The following is a 20,461-nucleotide window of genomic DNA, read 5'->3' as shown; positions in this document are numbered from 1 at the left end:
CTGTGGCCTTACGCGGCCGAGAGGAGTCCGGAGTATGGATGCGATCGAGCCACCGCGGGGCGATGCCGACCGGGCGCGGACGGCTGCGTCCGGGCCGGGCGGCCTGCTCGACGTGCTGGGTGTTGCGGCCGTTCTCCTCGATGCCGAAGGCAGGATCGACCTGTGGAGCCCGCAGGCCGAGGACCTGTTCGGTTACACCGCGGAAGAGGCGCTCGGCGAGTTCGCGGGCCGCCTGCTGATCCATGAAGAGCACCTGGCGGTCGTGCTGGACATGTTCGCGCAGGTCATGGAAGGCAGGGGCAACTGGGTCGGGACCTTCCCCATCCGGCACAAGGACGGCAGTACGCGGATGGTCGAGTTCCGCAACATGCGGCTGCTGGACTCCCAGGAGGAGTACTACGCCCTGGGCCTTGCCGCGGACCAGGCGACCGTTCGGCAGGTCGAACGCGACCTGGCCCTGTCCGCTCGACTGGTGGCGCAGTCGCCCATCGGAGTGGGCGTCCTGGACACCGACCTGCGGTACGTCTCGGTCAATCCCGCGGAGGAGCGACTCAACGGGGTGCCGGCCGCCGGGCACATCGGTCGGCACGTCCATGAGGTGCTGCCCGCCGTGGACGCGTCCTTCGAAGCGGCGATGCGCGAAGTCCTGGCCACCGGGATTCCCATCGTGGATCAGTACACCGTCGGCCGTACTCCTGCCGATCCGGATCACGACCACGCCTGGTCGATCTCGTTCTACCGACTCGAAGCACCCAACGGAAACGTGTTGGGCGTGGCCACCTCCAGCGTGGACGTCACCGAGCGCCACAGGGCCGTCGAAGAACAGCGGCACACGGCCCTCACCCTCCAGCACAGCCTGCTGCCCCGCACACCGCCCTCGCGGCCGGGCCTGGAGGTCGCCACACGCTACAGGCCCGCCCAGGCCACCATGGAAATCGGTGGTGACTGGTTCGACGTGATTCCCCTCAGCGGCGACAGGACCGCTCTCGTCGTCGGCGACGTCATGGGGAGCGGAGTCGCAGCCGCGGCCACCATGGGCCAGCTGCGCACCGCCACCCGAACGCTGGCGGATCTCGATCTCGACCCCGCGCAGGTCCTGCACCACCTCGACCACGTCACCGAGGGCCTGGACACCATCGCGACCTGCGTTTTCGCGGTCTACGACCCACGAACGGCGCGGCTTCACCTTTCCCTCGCCGGGCATCTGCCGCCCGTTCTCTCCCACCCTGACGGCAGCCGCGAGTTCCTCGACCTGCCCACAGGCGCGCCGCTGGGTGGCTGCGGCGTTGCCTTCGACACCACCAGCCTCGCCTTCGGAGCAGGCGAACAGCTCGTCCTCTACACCGACGGCCTGGTCGAGACCCGCGATGAGCCGATCGACGCCCGCCTCGAGGTCCTCCTCGATGCCCTCAACGACCCACACCGCTCGTTGGACGACACGTGCGATCAGCTTCTGCAAACCTTGCGTCACCCAGGAGACCACGACGACGTGGCCCTGCTCATCGCCCGGGCCACACCGACGGCGGGGCGGACCGGCTGAAGAAGTCGGTGGCCACGCCCCTGATCGACGGTCTGTCGACGCCTCCGGAGCCGGTGACACCCCGCACGCCATGCGATCGACAGGGGAGCAGGTCATACCAACTCCGGCGACCGGAGGCTCCCTTGAGGGTGGGGCCCCACGAATTGATGCTGGGGCCGACCGGAGGGCGGCCTCCGCCTCATCGCCGGCGCCAGGTTCACGCCCTTGGTGAGGACCTCCAAGGGCGGCGCGTACTCTGCCCGGCTCGACACCTTCGGAGGGGAGAGGGAGGATGAATTGATGGACCGGACTCCCTACGGGGCGAATCGGTAAGTGCTCGGGACGCACTCGTCTTCGCCGTTTGCGACAGCACGTGGCCTACGTCGTCCCCCTGCCGCATGGCAGCTCCCTCGTTCCTGATGCGGCTACCGCGCCCCCCACAGGCATGAGGAAGCTGAGATGAACAAGCGCACCAGAGTGATCCTGAGCGCCCCCGTCCTGGCCTGCTCGCTGGCTCTCGGGCCGGCAGCTGCGGCCGTATGGGCGGCTGCTCCGCAGGCCCTGCCCTCGGCACAATGCTTCGTCGAGGCGAAGCCGGGTGATGCCACCAAGTCGATCATTACCGGCGAGGGCTTCACCAAGGGGACCAAGGTGACCGTCGACCAGACCGACGGCCCCGGAGGCGTACTGGTCACCGTCGGCGAGGACGGCAAGTTCTCGGTTGCCGACCAACCCAACGGCAAGTACACGGCCAACGGCGGTGGGCTGAACGCGAGCTGCCTGGGCGGCCAGGCGGCCCAGGACGCCGTGAACAAGAACGCTGTCGACGCGGCGCGCAAGGCGGGCGCCACCGAGGGCTTCACCATCGGCAAGGAACTGGCGCAGGCCGGCAACTGCGACGCGAAGCCCAAGGCCAAGCCGGTGCCGCAGGGACTCGTGCCCGACGCGGCGTCCCAAAAGGCGGCGAAGGAGGCACATGACGCGGCCTTCGACGCAGCCTTCAACGCGGCGATCAAGCGCTACTGCACCGACTAGGTGCGCCGTGGTCCGTGTTCGCGCCGCGCGATGCGCCCCCGCCGCGCTCTGAGCGGACGGCTCACATCTCGGGTGACGTCGGCGGTGGCACCGGTACGCCCTCGGGGGTACCGGCGCCACCGTCACCGCCCGCTGGGTCGCCACCCGCGCCGTGCTCGCCTCCCCGTCCGCTACGGGGTGGTGGTGGGGGCCCGGTCCAGGTCTTCGGCCGGGGCCCCGTCGGTGCTCCGGGTGGGGGGTGTGGCGGCGAGTACGGCGTCCAGGAGGCGGGGGAAACGACTGTCGAGGTCCTCGCGGCGGAGTTCGACGGCCTTGTAGCGGCCGACCTTGTGCTCGCGGGTGATGCCGGATTCACGCAGCACGCGCCAGTGGAAGGTGGCGGTGGCCTTGGTGACGTCGAGGGGGAGGCTGCCGCAGGTCCGCTCTCCCGCGGCTGCGGCGAGTTCCCGGACGATCCCCAGGCGAACGGGGTTCCCGAGGGCGGAGAGGACGTCCTCGACGAGGAGCTGGTCGCGGTGGGGATGGTAGGTGGCCATCCTCAGACTGTACGACGAGTCACGTACTGAGTCGATTGTCCGATTCGAAGGTATGACTGTACGGTGATTCTCGTACCGTCGTACTGGCGGTTCCCCCCTTCCCCCTTCAGGAGAGCCGCCATGAGCGCCACCCCGACCACGTGCATCGAGCACACCCCCACACCGACCACCGACGCCCCCGTGGCGATCGTGACCGCGGCGGGCTCGGGCATCGGCCGGGGCATGGCGGGCGAGCTCGCGAAGGCCGGCTACCGGCTCGCCCTGTTGGACATCAACGCATCGATCCGCACCTTCGCCGACGAACTCGGCGCGACCGCGGTCGTCGGCTCCCTCACCGACCCCACCGACCTGAAGCGCCTGGTGGACACCACCCTGGACCGGTACGGCCGCATCGACGCCGTCGTCAACGGCGCGGGGCACGCGAAGAACGACGAGCTCCTCGACGTCACCGATCAGGAATGGCACGACGGCCTCGACATGCTCCTGCTCAGCGTCGTGCGGATGGCCCGCCTGGTGACCCCGCACTTCGAGCGGGCCGGCAAGGGCGCGTTCGTCAACCTGTCCTCGTACACGGCGTTCGAGCCGATGGGGATGATCCCCGTGAACTCCGCGATGCGCACCGCCCTGACCAGTTTCACCAAGCTCTACGCCGACCAGTACGCCGTCAAGGGAATCCGGATGAACTCCCTGATGCCCGGCTACGTCAACAGCCGGCCCGAAGACCCCGCCTTCCTCGCGAAGATCCCCGCCGGTCGCTACGCCACCACCGAGGAGATCGGCAAGCTCGCCCGCTTCCTCGTCTCCGACGACGCCACCTACATCAACGGCGAGTCCATCCGCATCGACGGCGGCGCCGCCCGATCCCTGTGACCGGGCCACTCCCACCCCGCACCGAAACCTCCGGCCGGCCCGCGAACCCAGCGCCTCCCGCCCACCCCGGAGCTCCCGGGCGGCCCCGGGGCCTGACGCGTTCCGCGTCCGCCGGCCCGCGGCCGAGGGTGGCCGTGCACCGTATCCCCTGGTGAGGGCTGTCGTTGGTTGGGGGTGTCTGCCTGTTCCTGCCGCGCCCGGAGTAGCTGTGCCCGCTGAAACCGTGTACCCGCCCGCCCATCTGTCGGAGGCCCGGGCGCGGGACCCGTACCCGTACTTCGCGTGGCTGCGCCACAACGCCCCGGCCCACGTCGAGCGGCGCCCGGGCCGGCCCGCCGTGTGGCAGGTCTCCCGCTACGAAGACGTTCGCGCGCTGCTCACCGACCCCCGCCTGAGCAAGGACCCGGATCGGGTCCCCGGATACGTGCCCGGGCCCGCGGGGCTGAACCGGCACCTGGTCCACGCCGACGCACCGGACCACACGCGCCTGCGGACCCTGGTCAACTCCGCGTTCGTGCCCCGCCGTATCGCTCTGCTGGAACCTTTCATCACCGAGACCGCCCACCAACTGCTGGACCAGGTCGAGAATCATCTGTACCTCGACCTGATCACGGAGTTCGCCGCGCCCCTGACGTTCCGGATGATCTGCGCGATCCTCGGCGTTCCCGCGCACCTGGACACGGCCGAGACACGAGACACCCTCATGGCCACCATCAGCCCCACCGGCTGCGTGAGCCCCGGCCGTGCCGAACGGGACCTGCACAGCCTCCTCGACGCGCTGATCGCCGGGAAACGGGGCGGACACGCACCCGACGGCATCGACCTGCTGGGCGCCCTGGTCCGGGCAGGCGACGAGAGCGGGGCCATCACGGAGGAGGAACTCCGCTCCACCGCCTACCTCCTCCTGCTGGTCGGGCACGACACCACCATGAACCTCATCGGCAACGGGATGCTCGCCCTGCTCCGCCACCCCGGCCAGGCCGTCCGCCTCACCGCCCAGCACGTCCCGGACGTTCCTGTGGCCACCGCGGTGGAGGAACTGCTGCGCTACGACTCACCGGTGCGGGACGCCACGTTCCGCTGTGCGGCCGAACCGATTCGCCTGCACGGCCGGACCATCGCCGTGGGGGAGCCCGTCAGTCTCCTGATCGGCTCCGCCAACCGCGATGCGGACAAGTTCCCCGACCCGGACCGCCTCGACCTCAGCCGCACCCCCAACGACCACCTCGCCTTCGGATACGGCCCGCACTTCTGCATCGGAGCCGCCCTCGCCCGCCTCGAAGCCACCGTGGCCTTCCCCCTGCTCCTGGAACGCCTGGGTCCGGTGCGGCTGGCCAAACCGGCCGCCGAGCTCGCCTGGCGGCCGGCCCGCGTCATGCGCGGACTCGCCGCGCTGCCCCTCATCCGCGGTTGACCCGACCCTCCTGCCCACCCGCCCGAGCCGAAACGGACATGATGAGCAACCCCTCCGTACCCATCGCGGATCCAGTGGTGCTGACCGAGCGACGCGATGGCGTCCTGGTCATCACCCTGAACCGGCCCGCCGTACGCAACGCCGTCAACAAGGCCCTGGCCGACGCCGTCGACACCGCACTCACCGACCTGGAGCACGAAGCGGAACTCGAGGTCGGCATCCTCACGGGCGCGGGAGGCCATTTCTGCTCCGGCATGGACCTCAAAGCCTTCCCCGGCGAAGGAGTGCCCAGGGTCGCGGACCGGGGCCTGGCAGGCCTGACCCGGGCCCGCCGTTCGAAGCCGCTCATCGCGGCCGTCGAGGGCGCGGCGGTCGCCGGCGGTTTCGAACTCGCTCTCGCCTGCGATTTGATCACCGCCGCCGACACCGCGTTCTTCGCCCTTCCGGAACCCGCGCGCGGCCTGGTCGCCTCCGAAGGCGGGGCCATCCGTCTGCCCGGCCGCCTCCCGCACCACCTGGCCATGGAAATGCTCCTGACCTGCTGCACCCTCGCGGCCCCGGACGCAGCCAGGCACGGGCTCGTCAACCACCTGACCGGACAGGGCAAGGCACTGGACGCCGCCCTCGCCCTCGCCGCCCGGATCCGGGCCAATGCGCCGCGGGCCGTCCGGGTCACCCGGCAGGTCGTCGCAGCCACCCGCGGTCTCGACGACCACACGGCGTTCACCGTCCAGGACCCCCTCACCGCCCCGGTCTTCGCCACGGACTCGGCAGCGGAAGGAGCTCTTGCCTTCTGCGAAAAGCGGCCCGCGACCTGGACGGTCCCGCCGGACTCCGCAGGCTGACCCAGCGATCACTCGGCGTGCCCGGTCCACCGCCACAGTGGGCGATCCCACCGTCCTGAACCCGTTCCTCACCCTCTCCGGCGCCTGCGCTCCGCCCCTGATGGGCCCCCACACGGCACTGGAGGCGCCGGCCGGATGGCTGGGTTTCGCTCAGCGGCGGTCGATTCCCCGATTGCGGGTAGGCGCCGAGTACACGGGGTCCCGGCGCGCCGGTTCGGCGTTGCCGGCGGATCCCTCCATCACCGCTGGGTGGTGGACGACGGAAAGTGACCTCTCACCATGGATCCCCTACAACAGGTGCTTCCCCTGCCCACTCCAGCGGGGGCGGGGAGCGATTTCGCCCGGCTCTCCAAGAGGATCCAGGCGGCGGGACTGATGGCTCGCCGCCCTGGCTACTACACGATCCGCATCGCCACCGTGGCGTTCCTCTACGCCGCGGGCTGGGCGGCGTTCGTAGTGATCGGCGACAGCTGGTGGACACTGCTCGTCGCCGGATTCCTCGCCTTCGTGTTCGGGCAGGTGGCGCTCCTGGCGCATGACGTCGCGCACCGACAGGTCTTCCGCCTGCGCAGGGCCAGCGAACTGTCCGGGCGCCTCGCCGGGAACCTCGGCATCGGCATGGGCTACGGGTGGTGGCAGGACAAGCACACCCGCCACCACGCCAACCCCAACCACGAAGACCTCGACCCCGACCTCGATCCGGACATCTTCGTCTGGACCCAGGAGCAGGCCCGCACCTCCACGGGACTGCCGCGGCTGATCGGCCGCTCCCAGGCGTACCTGTTCTTCCCGCTGCTCACACTGGAAGGATTCAACCTGCACGTGTCCGGGATCCGGTCGCTGGCGGACAAGTCCCTCAAGAACCGTGCGTGGGAGGCAGGCCTGCTCTTCGCACACCTCTCCGTCTATCTCGGTGCGCTGTTCCTGGTGCTCACCCCCGGCAAGGCGGTCGCGTTCCTGTTCGTGCACCAGTGCCTGTTCGGCATCTATCTGGGCTCCATCTTCGCCCCGAACCACAAGGGGATGCCGACCCTGCGCGGGAAGGACCGGCCCGACTTCCTCCGGCGCCAGGTGCTGACTTCCCGCGACGTGCGGGGCGGCTGGTTCATCGACCTCGTCCTCGGGGGCCTGAACTACCAGATCGAGCACCACCTCTTCCCGAGCATGCCCAGCCCGCACCTGCGCCAGGCCCAGGCCATCGTCCGCAGCCATTGCCAGGAACTCGGAGTCAGCTACCTGGAGACCAGCCTGATCAACTCCTACCGGCAGACCCTCGCCGGCCTCCACCACGCCGGCGCCCCCCTTCGACAAGCCCGCGCGACCTGACCGCAGGTTGGGTGCCGGACGGCCTTTGCGCAGGCCGGCTGCCCGTGCTCGTTTCGGCCCTTTACCCGAGGGCATCCGGCAGTCATGGACACCACAAGGGATGCCGGTGAAGAAGTGATCGAGACCCAGGGCGACGAGCACCATGTCGTCCTCAGCGCTGACACCAATGGTGACGGGAGGCCCGACGTGTGGATGATCGATACCACCGGTGACGGGCAGGCCGACCTCTACCAGTTCGACACCACTGGTGACGGCCGGATTGACGTCACCATCGCCGAACGCACCGAAGAGCCCGGGATCGATCGCTTGGTGGTCGAGGGAGACGGCGGCCACCCGCAAGGAGCGTGACCCCCCGGAGGGGCCGTGTGGAAGCCCGGAGGAAGTGGAGAGTTGGATGCCGGTCGTGGTCAGTGTGGTGCTCATGGCGTTCGGGTTGTTCTTCGCCACCGTGGGGTCCCGCTACAAGAACTCCTACCAAGGTGAATCCTGGGGCATGGCTGCGGGTGGTGTCCCGTTGAGGGACATGAGCCGGCGGTCCGTGATCGGGATCGGCTGTCTCATCGCGCTGGTGGGTGTAGTCGGCCTCTTCTTCTGACCCCCTCCTACCACCTGGTCGACCTGTCGCCGGGGTCGTCACCGCGCACGAGCAGCACCGGATCCTGATGGTCACCGCGTACGGTCCCTTCGCCGCAGGCAACCTACTGCCCTGGCCGGCGGTGGCGGCACGCATCGTGGCCCGGAGCGCCGGCTGGGGCCTGTGGGGCGGGGTCCTGGTCATGTTCGGGGTGTTCGCCGACGTTTTCCGTCGGCCGGCCCTCCGGGCTGCCGAGACCTGTTCAGGTCATGGGCGGCGGCCCCCGGTGGCCGTCCTCACAGTCCGGGCGGGCCCGGGACCACCGTGCGCAGTGCGAGCATGACGGTGCCCCACTCGCCGGGTGCGGCGAGGGGCGGGCCCATGTCGCGGTCGACCGCGGGGGAGGCGAGGCGCAGGAGCGGTGCGGACGGCCCGAGGGCCCCGCGCGCTGCGCTCTCGGCGGACCAAGCGGGCATCAGGAGGGGCTCGAGGTCGAACTCGTTCTCGGCGACGATGAGTTTCAGCCAGTCCTGCACGTACGCGCCCGGCCGCACCGGGCGGTCCTCGGGCAGGTAGAGGTGGACGGGGGCGCCCCTGCGGGCGTACGCCGTGTGGCCGGGCGCCACGAAGTCGCCTTCGTAGAGCTCGTGCGAGATGCCGTGGCTGTCCGTCAGGTCCAGCAGGGCGCACCAGAGCCTGCGGTCCGAGTCGTTGTGGATCGTGACGCCGACCTGCGGCGGATGCCCTCCGGGGGTGTACTCGTGCACCAGCTCGCCCGGGGCCGAGAGGCGCTGGGCGCCGAGGATCGGCTCCACACGGACGCGGACCAGCGCGGACAGGGTCGGGTCGGGGTTCGCGAGGGCGCGCACGCGGTGCCAGTGGGCCAGGTGCGCCAAGGCGTCGACGACGGCCGCCACGTCGTCGTCACGGCGCAGTGGCAGCGGCGGCAGGGGGCGGCTGCCGCCGGTGATGCGGGCCACCCCGTCCGCGACGGCGACGGTCAGCGGCGTCCCGCCACCGCCCGCCGACAGCAGCGGATGGTCCTTGAGCGCGTCCCTGAGCGGTCCCGCCCACGCACTGCCTCCGGCCACCATGACGGCCGCGGGCGGGAAGGCCATGGCGGAGGGCACCGCCGGTGTGAGGCGGGTGCGGTCCAGCACGCCGGCCAGACCGTCCAGCGGTTCCACCCGGGACCGTCCGGAGAACACCTCACGCACCACGACGGTCCCGGACCCGCCCGACGGAAGCCGTACGGTGAACTCGCCTCCCGCCGCGTGCAGCCCGTGCACGGAACCGCAGTTGACCGTCCAGGACCCGTGGGTGAAGCCGAGTCGGAACCGGGACGCGGGCACCCGTCCGCCGTGCAGGAACCCGTTGTCCCCCCGGCCGTGGAGGGTGGGGTGCTGCCGACCGGGCCGGCCCCGCATCCGTGCCGTGGCGAGGTCGAGGAGCTCCCGGCACGCCGCGCCGGGGCCCAGGTCGGCGAGGACCCCCAACAGCGCCGCGCTGAAGACCCCGTGGGTGCTCCCCGGTTCGATGGCTGAGGTTCCCGTGGGGGTGGCCGTGGCCGTGTGCGCCGCGTACGGGTCCATGACCGCGTCCGGGACGTGGGTCTCGTAGGCGAGTTCGTCGAGGCGGCTCGCCGCCAGCAGGACGTGCCGGCGCGGGACCGTGGCCGGGTCCCCTGCGCCGCGCCGCCCGAGCCGGTCCCACGACGGCTGCCACGGCAGGCTGCGGACCCCGGCCTCGTCGCGGGTCGCCCCGCCCGAGTAGCAGCAGTCGAGGACGGCCACGACGTGCGCGCCGGTCGCCGCGATCGAGTCCAGCAACGTTCCCAGTTCCTCGTCGGCCAGGGGCAGGCCGCCGTCGTCCAGGCTGTCGTGGCACACCAGTGCCTGCGCCCGGCCGGTGGCCTCGCGCCGATCCGCGGTCGCGCTGTCGGAGCCGTGCCCGCTGAACCACAGCAGGGCGGTGTCCCCGGGGCCGACCGCGCCGAGATGCGTGGTGATCGCCTCGACGACGGCCGACCGGTGGGCCTCGGCGTCGGAGAGCACGCGAATGTTCACAACGGGGTCCGCGAGCGAGCGGAGCCATCGCTCGGCGGACGCCACGTCATTGCGGCAGCCGGTCAGGGGACGGATGGGGTAGGCGTCGATGCCCACGAGGAGGCAGTTGACCGTCGGCATGCGGCAAGTCTGGCAGAGGAGCCGGGGCGCCCGCAGGGCGAATCCGGGTTGTCCTCGGGGCGTAGACGGTGAAACCGCCCCTCAACGGGGGCCGATTGGGGTTCACTTGGGGTGGCACCCGCCCGGCGCACGGGTTCGGGGGCCGGGCCGTGACGGCGTTCGGGCACGCACGTCACCGTCGCCCGGCCAGCCCACGCACGCACACGCACACGCGCACGCACGCACGCCTCCGTACCCAGAGATGCCTTCGCCTGATCCGTTCCGTAGCACCGCGTCGCCCTTCTCGAAGGTCTCCGGCGCAAGGGGGACACCATGACCGACACCACTCCGAACGCGATGCCGCCCGGCGGCCCCGGCGGTCCGTACGGGCACGGTTTCATACCCGGACAGCCGCAGACCTGGGGCTCCGGACCGAACCCCGCCCCCGGCCGGGGATACCCGGCTCCCCATCCTGGGCCGGGCTGGGGCAACGGCCCGCAGGCCTTCAACGAGTGGCGGTCGGTGGGGGAGATCGCGCAGTCCATGCCCGGCTGCGTCAGCGGCTTCGTCCTGCTGGTGCCGGGGACGATCCCGCTGCTCATCCTGTACTCGCTGGCCAGGTCGGCCCGCAGTCGCGCCCACCGTGTGTTCCGCTTGCAGCGCGAACCGGTCCTCGACCATCCGCTGTCGCGGGTGAAGAAGGCGCGCGCGGTGCTCGCCGTGCTGACCTCGGCCGTCTTCCTCCTCGCCTACGGGGCGCAGAAGGACTTCGAGGACGCCCTGACGGGCGGCGCAGTGCGCTTGCTGGTCGCGCCCTGGCTCCTGGTGCTGAGCGCACCACTGCTCGTCTACCTGCTCATGCGCTGGGCGTCCGTTAACGAGCACGCCCGGATGAAGGCCCAGCTCCGTGTCCCGCTCATCACCGTGGCCAAGTACGTGAGCGCGCTGACGGTCGTACCGCTGCTGGCGCTGGCGGCCACTCCGGTGATGAACTCCCTGGTGGACCACCCGTACATCGCCTTCGGGCTCGGGATCGCGGTCCTCGCCCTGATGCTGTGGGCCGCGGCGTTCACCGTCTTCTCCTCCAGCCTCGTGGTGCGCGCCGGGTTCGGGACCGGCCAGGTCCACAAGGCCCTGCCCGGTCTGCTGACCGCCCTCCTGATGTGGGAGTTCGTGCCCGTCGGCGTCCTGGTGTCGGGCATGCCGCCCGGACCGGTACCGCTCGCCCTGCTGTTCCTGCTCGGCGGGCCGCTCACGGTCACCGCCGTGACGTGGTGGGAGGTCCACCGGCTGACGACCCGGCACGGCGTGGTCCTGCGGCCGTGAACGGGGGCACGGGTCGCCGCGCCCCGACCGCCGCGGGCGCGGGCGCGACCGCCGCCCGACCGCCCACCGCACGGAGGCACCCCCCGGCGCCCACCTGCCGCTGCCGCCGACACCCGCCCCCGCCACGCACCCGCACCAGGACGAGGCGCACCCCCGAGGGGAACCCACGATGACCGGCTTCCGCCGCCCCGGCTTCGATCCCGCCCACCCGCTGCCGACCCCCTGGGTGAGCAGGTCGTACGACGCCTCCCGCTGGGACCGCGACCTCCTGTTGGGGGAGGTGCGGGAGGCCGCCCCCGGCTCCCCGGAGGCGGCCGGCGGGTGGCTGCGGCTCGGCCTGCTCTGTGCCGAGCGGGTGGAGGACGGCCGCGACCCCGAACAGGCTCCGTACGACCGGAAACTGGCCCGGGCCGCGCTGGAGCGGGGCCTGGCGGCGGCCGGCGGGCCCGCGCAACTCCGCGCCCGTGGCCACCTGCACCTGGCCCAACTGCTCCTCGCGGAGCACGACCGACGCCCGCCGCTGACCGCCGTGGACCGCGCCGAGGCGCTGGTCGCGGCTGTCGTCGGTCTCCCGCCGGGCACCGCGGAGGCCGACGCGGCCCTCCGGGCACGACTGTGGCTACCCGACCTCGCCGCGCTGCGCTGGTCGCTCACCGGTGAGGCCGCCGACCATGCGCGGGCCGTGGCGGGCTACACGGCGGCTCTGGACGGCGAACCCGCCCTGGTGCCCGCCGACCGCGCGGTGACGGAGGAGGCCCTGGCCAGGCTGCTGTACGAACGGGCCTCGGCGAACGGCGACGCACCCGCCCTCGCCGAGGCGGCCCGCCACTTCGCCGAAGCCCAGGCCGCAGCCACCCGGATCGCGAACACCGACGCGGACGCCGACGCCGTCGACATCGACGTGTCGCTCCTCGCGGGCGGCCGCGGGTTCGCCCTCTTCGACCAAGGAGAACTGGCTTCGGACGCGGGGCTGTTGCGCGCGGCGGAAGCCGCCTTCACCGAGTCGGGCGAGGCGGCCAGGGCTCGGCAGGCCACCTCCGCGGCGGAGTCCGCGTCCGCCGAGGAGGCCTTCTGGGCCGACCGCGCGCAGCGGGCGGAGACCCTGGCCGTCTGCGCCGCGGTGCAGGCCTGGCGGGCGGACGCAGCCGCCGCCCCGCCGGGCGCACTGGCCTCGCGCGTCCGGGACATCACCGGCTCTCCCGCGCACACCGGCACGGCTGTCCCGAACGTGCTCGCCGCCCTGGCCTGCTTCCTCCTCGACCTCCCCGCAGCCGGCACGGACCGGACGGAGCGGGAGCGGGCCCTGCGGCTGCTGGCGGAGGCCGCCCGCCGCTGGCGGCCGGAACACGGCCCCGCGCACGTCCCGTACCTGAAACTGGCCACGTACCGCCTGGACCTGTCCCGCGGCCGGCCGGCGGAGCTGCTGGCCGCCGCCCGAGCCGCCGCCACCGTCCTCGACCGGACCGCGGAGCCCAACACGCTCCTTTCGGCGCTCCTGATGCGGGCCGTCGTCCGGGCACAGCTGCTCGACAGCGGGGGAAGCACCGCCGACCCCGGCGCGGCCGGCTTCCGGGCGGAGACCGCCGCGGCGGCCGGTGCGGCCACGCCGGCGGCGCCGGAGCACTGGACCGGCACCGTCGACCGGCTCGTCGGCCCCACCGAAGGCGTGGAGGACCTGTTCGGGCGCTGGCAGCAGGGGGCCGGCCGCGACGCGGACCACGTCTCCCACGCGGTGTTCCTGCTGCGCAACTCCCCCCTGCTCGACCCCGACCGGACGCGGCTCACTCCCGACCGTCTCCAGGCCCTCCTGGATGCGGTCGCACCCGCGGGAGGGGAGGTCGACCGGACCGCGAGCATGGCCTGCAGCATCGCGCAGGGCCATTACGGAGCACTGCGCACCGGCCCCCTGCTGGGCCTCGCGGCCGAGGCAGCCGCGGCGGCGGCGACCGGAGCAGGGGCCCCCGGCTCCGGCGGGCAGGCCGCCGGGCACGCTGACGTCATGGTCGGCATGGGGGCCGTCCTCACGATGCTCCACGGCCTGGTGAACGGCGGCCACGACGACATCGCGGCGGGCGAGCGGGCACTGCGCGACATGGTGCGGCGCATGGAGACGATGACCGAGGTCGAGCGCGCGGGCCTGCCCGACCTCGGACTGCTCCGGACCGTCCAGTCCGCCCTCTCGGCCCTCCTGTCCCCGGGTCCCGCCGGCCGACGGGACCGGGCGCTCGCCGCCCTGCGCCCCGAGGACCTCGCTCTGGACCCCGACCATCCGGTGTGGGCGGCCCTGCGGCTCGAGCTTGCCCCCACCGCCGCCGCACTTGCGGGCGGCGATGCCGCCGCGCGCGAACTCGTCGGCTCCACGGCGGGCATGCCCCCGTTTCAGCGCGCCGCGCTGCTGGGGGCGATCGGTGCCGCACGCACGGCCCGCGCCCACGACCACGGGGACCGCTCCGCCCTGCGGGACGCTGCCGTCGTGCTGGGCGCGGCCCGGGCCTCGGCCGTCCGCGGCGACGAGGTGTGGCTCATGTCCGGCATGCTCCTCGGTTTCCTGGGCTGCTCTGAAGCGGTACTGGGCCGTCCCTGGTCGCGGCGCCGGCGGCTCGACGAAGCCATCGGGGTCCTGGAGGAGACGTACCGGGGAACGAGGGGCCCCGAGCACCCGCTGCGCGCCCGCAGCGGATTCCTGCTCGCCAAGTCGCTGCGCCTGCGGGACGACCGCGCCGCGGGTGACCGGGCGGCGGCCCGGAGCATCGCCGCGGACGCGCTGCGGGCCACCGCGTACGGGGTGCTCCTCCAGTCCGGTACGGCCGACGCGGCGGTGGCCGCCGCCGGGGCGACCGCCACCGCGCTGACGGTGGCCCGCTGGTGCCTGGCGGACGGGGAGCCGGCCGAGGCCGTCAGCACCCTCGACGCCTGCCGCGGCCTCGTGCTGCACGCGGCGACGACGGCCAGGACCGTCGAACGACGCCTGACCGACGCCGGGCACGGCGAGCCGGCGGCGCGATGGGCTCGGGCGCTCGCTTCCGGCGCCGCGCCGGCGAGCGGCCTGCGCCGCGAGGTCCTGGACGTCCTGCTGGCCCTGGACGGCGTCGCGGCCGACCGGCTGCTCTCCCCGCCGAGCGTTCCGCGGATCGCCGCCGCCCTGCGCGCCCTCGGGCGCGACGCCTTGGTGTACCTGCTCCCCGCCGGGCCGGCCGGCTCCTCCGGTGAGGACGCCGGCGCCGCGCTCGTGGTGGCAGCCGACGGCCGGACCGGCGTCGTACCAATGCCCCTGCTGCGCGAGGACGCGGAGCCGATGCGCCAGTACCTCCTCCGGCCTGCCGACGGGCGGTTGCGGTCCGCACGCAGCCCGGCCGGTGCCCCGGCAGCGGGCGGAGCGGGGCCGGGCGCCGGGTCCGGGCCGGCCGGCGGGTTCGACCCGGTCGCCGCGTTCGACTACCTCACCGGCACCGGGAGGGCGGGACCGGGTGGGCGGCGGGACATGGGCGCCGGGCCCGGCGCGGCCCCGCGCGTTCGGCCGCTGTCCCAGCGGCTCGACCGGGTGTGCGCCTGGGCCTGGCAGTCGGTGGCGGAACCCTTGGCACGCGGCCTGCGGCAGGACGTACCGGTTCTGCCCGTCGGCCGTGTGCCGCGGCTGGTCCTCGTGCCCATGGGGGACCTGTCGGCCGTGCCGTGGCACGCCGCTTGGAGCGCCACGACCGGCGGTGGGCGCCGGTACGTGCTGGACACAGCGGAGTTCACCTACACCGCCTCGGCCCGGTTGCTGTGCGAGGTGGCCGAGCGCCCCGCGCGGCCCCGCACGGACGCGGCGCTCATCGTCGGCGATCCGACCGGAGACCTGCCCTTCGCCGGCCGGGAGGCGGTGGCCGTGCGCGAGGCCTACTACCCGCGGGCCGTCTTCCTCGGGCGGGCCGGTGCCGGAAGCCTCCTCGTGCCCGCCGGGCCGGGCCGCCCGGAGGAGGTACTGGAGTGGCTGCGGTCCGGCGCCGGCCGGGGCGGCACGCTCCACCTGGCCTGCCACGCCGCGGTGCTGGAGAACGTACGGCACAGCGCGGCACTGCTGCTGCACGGCGGGAACCTGGCGGCGGAGGAGCTGACGGAAGTCATCGACGGGGGCGCGGACACCGGCCACCCGGACCTGGTGGTGTTGGCGGCCTGCCGCAGCCATGTTTCCGGGCGGGGGACCAACGAGGCCTACACCCTCGCCACGGCGTTCCTCACGGCCGGAGCGCGGACGGTGGTCGGCTCGCTGTGGCCGGTGCCCGACGAGGCCACGTCACTGCTGATGTTCATGACCCACCACTATCTGCGGGCCGAGGGGCGCGATGCCGCCGAGGCCCTGCGGCTGGCGCAGCGGTGGATGGCGGACCCGGGGAGGTCGCTGCCACCGCACGCGCCCGACGGGATGGCGCGGCTGCTGCCGCGCATCGTGCCCGACGACCTGAGTGCCTGGGCGGGCTTCATCGCCACGGGCCGCTGACCACTCGCACGGGACGGGACCGGGAGCCGGGACCGCACCACGAGAGGCCACCGATGGACACCAGACTCGCCCAAGGCGCCAACGCCCCGCTGCCGGCGCCCTGGTGCAGGGTCCGGCTCGCGTAGCCCGGAGATCGACGTGTGCGCCGTGCTGATCGGACCTGACGGCAGGGTGCGCGGGGACGACGACCTGGTCTTCTTCAACCATCCGGTGGAGAGCGGGGTGGAGGTGAAGGGCGGGACGAAAAAAGTGGACCTGGCCGTGGTCACCGCGTCGGTCGAGCGCGTCGCGCTCGACGCCGTAGCGGACGGACCCGCGTCGGTTCGTTCCGGTCGTACGGAGCACGGGTGGTCGTCACCGACAACTGCGGCTCCACGGTCACCGTGCCCCTGTGCAGCACCCGGTCCCAGGCCCCCCCGTCGAGTTCAAGACCGACCGCGCCGACGGCTGATCCCCTGTGCGGCACGAAATGCGGCACGAAGCGGCGTCGCTGCCCCGCTGCCCCGCTACGCCGCGCTGCGTGGCGGCAGCCGGCGTGTGACCCGGTCGAACAGCTCCGTCAACGGTTCGCCGATGTCCCGGCCGAACTCGGTCAGCCCGTAGGTGACCTGGGGCGGCGTCGTCGGCTCGACCTCCCGCCGGACAAGTCCGTCCTGGACCAGCGCACGCAGGCTCTGGGCGAGCATCTTCTCGCTGATGCCCTGGATGCTGTCGCGTAGCTCGTAGAACCGGAGATCGTTGCTCCGCAGGGAGATGAGCACCCAGACGCCCCACCTGCTGGTCAGGTGGTTGATCACATCGCGCGCGGGGCAGTCCGTGTGAAACACGTCATACCGCTTCTCCGAAGTGGTACCGGTGAGCTGCGCGCTATCCGTCATGGGATGAGCTTACCTAAAGGTATGTCCTTACCAAAAGTTAGTCCGACTCCTAGTGTCGTGGCCGTACAGGACCTACGACAAGGAGCTGATCATGATCGTGGTGACCGGGGCTACCGGGAACATCGGCCGCCCGCTGACGCAGGCGCTGACCGAGGCGGGCCGGCAGGTGACGGCCGTTTCTCGGCATGCGGCACCCGTGCCGGACGGGGCACGTCACGTGGTGGCCGACCTGACCGACCCGGCCGGCCTCAGGCCCGCCCTGGCCGGCGCGAAGGCGCTGTTCGTGCTGCTCTCCGGCGACCTGCACGCCACTGGAGCCAACCCTGCCGACATCATCGCCGAAGCCGCGGCCGGCGGGGTCCGCAAGGTCGTCCTGCTCTCCACGCTGGGTGTGATGACCAGGCCCTTCGGCCCCACGCGCATCGCGATGCGCGCGCTGGAGAACACGCTGCGGGAGTCCGGCCTGGAATGGACCATCCTGCGGCCGGGCGGCTTTGCCTCCAACGCCCTGTGGTGGGCCGATTCCGTCCGCACGCGCAAGGTCGTTGCCGCGCCCTTCGGCGACGTCGGGGTGCCGATCATCGACCCGGCCGACATCGCCGCTGTCGCGGCGGCCTGCCTACTGGATGACCGGCACACCGGTGGCGCCTACGAGTTGACCGGCCCGGAGGTGATCACTCCGCGCCGGCAGACGGAGGCCATCGCCGCCGCGCTGGGCTCGCCGGTGCGTTTTCACGAGCTCACCCGCGACGAGGCCAAGGCCGCCATGACCCACAGCATGCCGGCGGAGCTCGCCGACGACACCCTGGACATCCTTGGTTCCCCGAGCCCCGCCGAACTGCGCGTCAGCCCGCACGTCCAGCAGATCCTGGGCCGCGCCCCCCGCCCCTTCTCGGACTGGGCCGCCCGCAACGTCACCGCATTCCGCTGACATCGGCCGGCCTCCGCCTTCCTCCGCGGGCGCTCTCACCCTGGGGCGACACAGGGCGTGTTCGGGTCCCCGAACGCACATGCCGGCTCCATCTCAGCCCCAGAGCCTCTTGTGGTTGGCCTTGTCCGCGTCCTGCGGCCGGTTCATCGAGATCCTGACCTCTTTCCACATCAGGGTGGCGAACTTGCCCTCCGGTTTGTGGCACAGGCCCAGGGCGTGGCCCAACTCGTGCAGTGCGACGTGACGCTGGTAGTCGGCGTCCTTGCCCATCCGCTGCTTGTTGAACACGATGTAGTCGGTGAAGCCGGGCGCCGCACGGTAGCGGTACTCCCCGACGGGCGCGTCCCGGCCGTTGCCGAGGTTCTCGTCCCGGAACTCCAGGTCGTTCACGGTCGTCGCGCTGTCGCCGAGGATCTTGATCTTCGCGCCGCCGTACTGCCAGGCCGCGATCGCGAACCTGCGCGCATCGTCGTAGGCGGTCTCGTCGGTGAAGCGGATCTCCCCCTCGTCGACCGCGGACCTGGCCCTGGACTCGGACTCACCCTTCACGCAGGGGAGGGGGTCCGCCGCGTGGGCCGGAGTCGGAGGAACTGCGAGCACTGCGCAGGCCGCTGCGATGGGGAGCAGTGGTAAGCGTCGATCGTTCACGCAGGGCAGCGTAACGGCTACACAACGTCGCACCGTGGGCGGCGTCAGACGCCGTACGCCCACGCGTGGGAGGTCGGGGGCGCCTCCGGCCATCGCCTTACGGCGATGCGCCTACGGCACGTTCACACGTCGCGGCGCCTCACGACGAGCACGGCGAGTGCGACCGGGATCACCGGCCCGGGAACAGCTCGGACCGTGGCTTCGGCATCATCGGGATGCGGGCGCGGGTCGGCCTGCTGGGCGGTCACCTCAGCGCCGGGCCACGCGCCGAGGGCGGCTTCCGGGTGGCGGCGAGGCTGCCGCTGCCTGCACCCGTCGGAGTTCCGGTGGAGGTCCGATGACCGTTCGGGTGGTGCTCGCCGATGACCAGCCGCTGGTGCGGTCCGGTCTTCGCGTACTCATGGCCGATCATCCCGACCTGGATGTCGTCGGTGGGGCCTGCGCCGACGCTGAGGCGGTTCAACTGGCCAGGGAGGTCGGCCCCGACGTCGTGGTGAGGGACATCCGGATGCCCGGCATGGGCGGGATCGAGGCCACCCGCCTGATCATGGCGGGTCCGGCGACGCCCCTGCGGCCGGTACCACGACTCGCGCCCGTACCGCTCCGCGACATGCGAAAGACCGGCTCGGCTCACGAACCGGGGAGCGTGCGCGATGAGTTGAGGACGAGCGGCCAGGAGCCATCGTGAGCTCGACAGGCCGCCCGGTGTGCGGCCGCGGCCGGGCAGAGGACGTGTGTCCCGGAGGCCTGTCGACCGTCGGAACGAGGACGATGACGGCCACCAGGTCCAGTTCAACGGGTGGGTTGAACAAGTGCTTCGGGCGTCCCACCCACCACTGCGATGCGGGCGTGCCGGATGGGCACGCCCGCATGGTTGGGACGGAACGACCTCTTCGCCGCTGCTTGCCTGCGACCGCCCCTGGGCCCAGGTCCGAGCCCCACCGCCGGGCGTCTCGTTCAGCCGTGCTGCTGGGGAGCGCCGGCCGCAGGCCGTAGTGACGGCATGCGTGGGGTCAGGGCTTGATGACGGCGGTCCAGCCGAGGGTGCAGGAGAGCGCGGGAGCGGTGCAGGAGGTTTCGTAGATGTCGCCCGCGGTGGTGAGTACCTTCACGTAGACGCGTTCACCGGCGAGCTTCACACCGACGCTGCAGGTGTTGCGCGGGTACCCGGGGGTGACGGGGAGGGTCAGGTCGCGCCACGTGTAGGCGCCGGTGAGGGTGGGGCGGTAGCCGACGAAGGTCTTGCCACGGGTGAGGGCGGCGCTGTATTCGCTGCCGGGGGTGGTGCCGGCCACGACGGCGACGTCGACACACGGCCCGGCGGGCCCGGCGGGTCCGGCAGGCCCGCGGTCGCCCTTGAGGCCCTTGGGGCCCTGGGGGCCGCGTGGCCCGTCGGCGGGGGCGTGTACCGAGTCCGTGCCGGGGGCGGCGATCGCGGCGGGCGCGGCGATCGTGGCGAAGCCGAGGGCAAGGGGCACCGCGAGAATGGCCACCGGCCGCAGGCGTCGCGTGATCATGGGTACAGCGTTCATCCGTAGCTCCTCAGGTCGTCATGCTGGACGAGCGGAGCTTCGGTCACCGGCGTCGCAGGAACACTACGACTTGCTGATTGTCGGACGATTGTCAGCAGGTTGGCGCAGTGGCTTCGGCTGAATGGTCATACGGGGCGGACGGGTCATGCCGTCCGCGCGGCGGACGTTCCCCGATCCTGAGCCTGGTCCGCGGTCTCGATCCGTCCGGGGAGCCCCTATTCGACCCAGGTCGGGGGTGGGCTCCTGCGCGAGTCCAGCCATGCCGGTCCGGCCAGGCCGGTGTGCGTACGCGAGAACGCCCGGCGGGATTGTCCCGGCCGGGCGTCGCTGTGTGCGTGCTGCTGTGTGCGTGCTGCTGTGTCCGCTGGTGGTTCGGCGCCGG

Annotated in this window: 16 protein-coding genes and 1 pseudogene; 12 read left to right on the top strand and 5 right to left on the bottom strand. The window is 72.3% G+C overall.

Going from position 1 to position 20,461, the window contains the following annotated elements:
• Positions 1-34 precede the first annotated feature (34 nt).
• Positions 35-1,540, top strand: a complete 1,506-nt coding sequence (locus ACFY0I_RS35515) for a SpoIIE family protein phosphatase (RefSeq protein ID WP_388903646.1) — start codon at positions 35-37, stop codon at positions 1,538-1,540.
• Between the two features lie 438 nt (positions 1,541-1,978).
• Positions 1,979-2,554, top strand: a complete 576-nt coding sequence (locus tag ACFY0I_RS35510) for a hypothetical protein (RefSeq protein WP_388903645.1) — start codon at positions 1,979-1,981, stop codon at positions 2,552-2,554.
• A gap of 170 nt (positions 2,555-2,724) precedes the next feature.
• Here the strand turns inward: ACFY0I_RS35510 and ACFY0I_RS35505 are convergent, their stop codons facing one another.
• The gene (locus tag ACFY0I_RS35505) at positions 2,725-3,090 is read right to left on the bottom strand and encodes an ArsR/SmtB family transcription factor (protein WP_388903643.1); all 366 of its coding nucleotides are present in this window, start codon (positions 3,088-3,090) and stop codon (positions 2,725-2,727) included.
• Between the two features lie 120 nt (positions 3,091-3,210).
• On the opposite strand from ACFY0I_RS35505, the gene ACFY0I_RS35500 reads away from it, so the two are divergent.
• The 6 genes from ACFY0I_RS35500 to ACFY0I_RS35475 all read left to right on the top strand — a co-directional run bounded on the left by ACFY0I_RS35500 (position 3,211) and on the right by ACFY0I_RS35475 (position 8,140).
• Complete coding sequence (locus ACFY0I_RS35500; RefSeq protein WP_388903642.1) at positions 3,211-3,960, top strand: SDR family oxidoreductase; 750 nt, start codon at positions 3,211-3,213, stop codon at positions 3,958-3,960.
• 208 nt (positions 3,961-4,168) lie between these two features.
• Complete coding sequence (locus ACFY0I_RS35495; protein ID WP_388903640.1) at positions 4,169-5,374, top strand: cytochrome P450; 1,206 nt, start codon at positions 4,169-4,171, stop codon at positions 5,372-5,374.
• A 38-nt stretch (positions 5,375-5,412) separates the two neighbouring features.
• Complete coding sequence (locus ACFY0I_RS35490) at positions 5,413-6,219, top strand: crotonase/enoyl-CoA hydratase family protein (protein ID WP_388903639.1); 807 nt, start codon at positions 5,413-5,415, stop codon at positions 6,217-6,219.
• A 279-nt stretch (positions 6,220-6,498) separates the two neighbouring features.
• The gene (locus ACFY0I_RS35485; RefSeq protein ID WP_388903637.1) at positions 6,499-7,545 is read left to right on the top strand and encodes a fatty acid desaturase family protein; all 1,047 of its coding nucleotides are present in this window, start codon (positions 6,499-6,501) and stop codon (positions 7,543-7,545) included.
• A gap of 84 nt (positions 7,546-7,629) precedes the next feature.
• Complete coding sequence (locus tag ACFY0I_RS35480) at positions 7,630-7,893, top strand: hypothetical protein (protein WP_388903635.1); 264 nt, start codon at positions 7,630-7,632, stop codon at positions 7,891-7,893.
• Between the two features lie 46 nt (positions 7,894-7,939).
• Entirely contained in the window at positions 7,940-8,140 is a 201-nt protein-coding gene (locus ACFY0I_RS35475; RefSeq protein ID WP_388903634.1) for a hypothetical protein, read from the top strand.
• A gap of 275 nt (positions 8,141-8,415) precedes the next feature.
• On the opposite strand, the gene ACFY0I_RS35470 is transcribed toward ACFY0I_RS35475, so the two are convergent.
• Positions 8,416-10,305 carry a caspase family protein gene (locus ACFY0I_RS35470; RefSeq protein WP_388903632.1) on the bottom strand — a complete coding sequence of 630 codons (1,890 nt, stop codon included), beginning with the start codon at positions 10,303-10,305 and terminating at the stop codon, positions 8,416-8,418.
• Between the two features lie 312 nt (positions 10,306-10,617).
• Here ACFY0I_RS35470 and ACFY0I_RS35465 point away from each other — a divergent pair, with 312 nt between their 5' ends.
• Both ACFY0I_RS35465 and ACFY0I_RS35460 read left to right on the top strand, forming a co-directional pair.
• The gene (locus ACFY0I_RS35465) at positions 10,618-11,610 is read left to right on the top strand and encodes a hypothetical protein (RefSeq protein WP_388903630.1); all 993 of its coding nucleotides are present in this window, start codon (positions 10,618-10,620) and stop codon (positions 11,608-11,610) included.
• A gap of 169 nt (positions 11,611-11,779) precedes the next feature.
• The gene (locus ACFY0I_RS35460) at positions 11,780-16,090 is read left to right on the top strand and encodes a CHAT domain-containing protein (protein WP_388903628.1); all 4,311 of its coding nucleotides are present in this window, start codon (positions 11,780-11,782) and stop codon (positions 16,088-16,090) included.
• 506 nt (positions 16,091-16,596) lie between these two features.
• Here ACFY0I_RS35460 and ACFY0I_RS35455 read toward each other — a convergent pair.
• Positions 16,597-16,968 carry a winged helix-turn-helix transcriptional regulator gene (locus tag ACFY0I_RS35455; RefSeq protein ID WP_388903626.1) on the bottom strand — a complete coding sequence of 124 codons (372 nt, stop codon included), beginning with the start codon at positions 16,966-16,968 and terminating at the stop codon, positions 16,597-16,599.
• Positions 16,969-17,059: 91 nt separating this feature from the next.
• Here ACFY0I_RS35455 and ACFY0I_RS35450 point away from each other — a divergent pair, with 91 nt between their 5' ends.
• Positions 17,060-17,899, top strand: a complete 840-nt coding sequence (locus ACFY0I_RS35450; RefSeq protein ID WP_388903624.1) for an SDR family oxidoreductase — start codon at positions 17,060-17,062, stop codon at positions 17,897-17,899.
• A gap of 93 nt (positions 17,900-17,992) precedes the next feature.
• On the opposite strand, the gene ACFY0I_RS35445 is transcribed toward ACFY0I_RS35450, so the two are convergent.
• The gene (locus ACFY0I_RS35445; protein WP_388903622.1) at positions 17,993-18,448 is read right to left on the bottom strand and encodes a matrixin family metalloprotease; all 456 of its coding nucleotides are present in this window, start codon (positions 18,446-18,448) and stop codon (positions 17,993-17,995) included.
• 436 nt (positions 18,449-18,884) lie between these two features.
• Between ACFY0I_RS35445 and ACFY0I_RS35440 the strand changes: the two are divergent.
• Positions 18,885-19,109: pseudogene (locus ACFY0I_RS35440) on the top strand (response regulator transcription factor); the annotation flags it as partial.
• 451 nt (positions 19,110-19,560) lie between these two features.
• On the opposite strand, the gene ACFY0I_RS35435 reads toward ACFY0I_RS35440, so the two are convergent.
• Positions 19,561-20,079 carry a hypothetical protein gene (locus ACFY0I_RS35435; protein WP_388903620.1) on the bottom strand — a complete coding sequence of 173 codons (519 nt, stop codon included), beginning with the start codon at positions 20,077-20,079 and terminating at the stop codon, positions 19,561-19,563.
• Positions 20,080-20,461: the final 382 nt, after the last annotated feature.

Origin of the sequence: Streptomyces sp. NPDC001568 (assembly GCF_042893755.1) — a bacterium.
Taxonomy (GTDB): Bacteria; Actinomycetota; Actinomycetes; order Streptomycetales; family Streptomycetaceae; genus Streptomyces.
The sequence above is the reverse complement of the archived record's forward strand: the minus strand, read 5'-3'. Positions and strand labels throughout refer to the sequence as shown.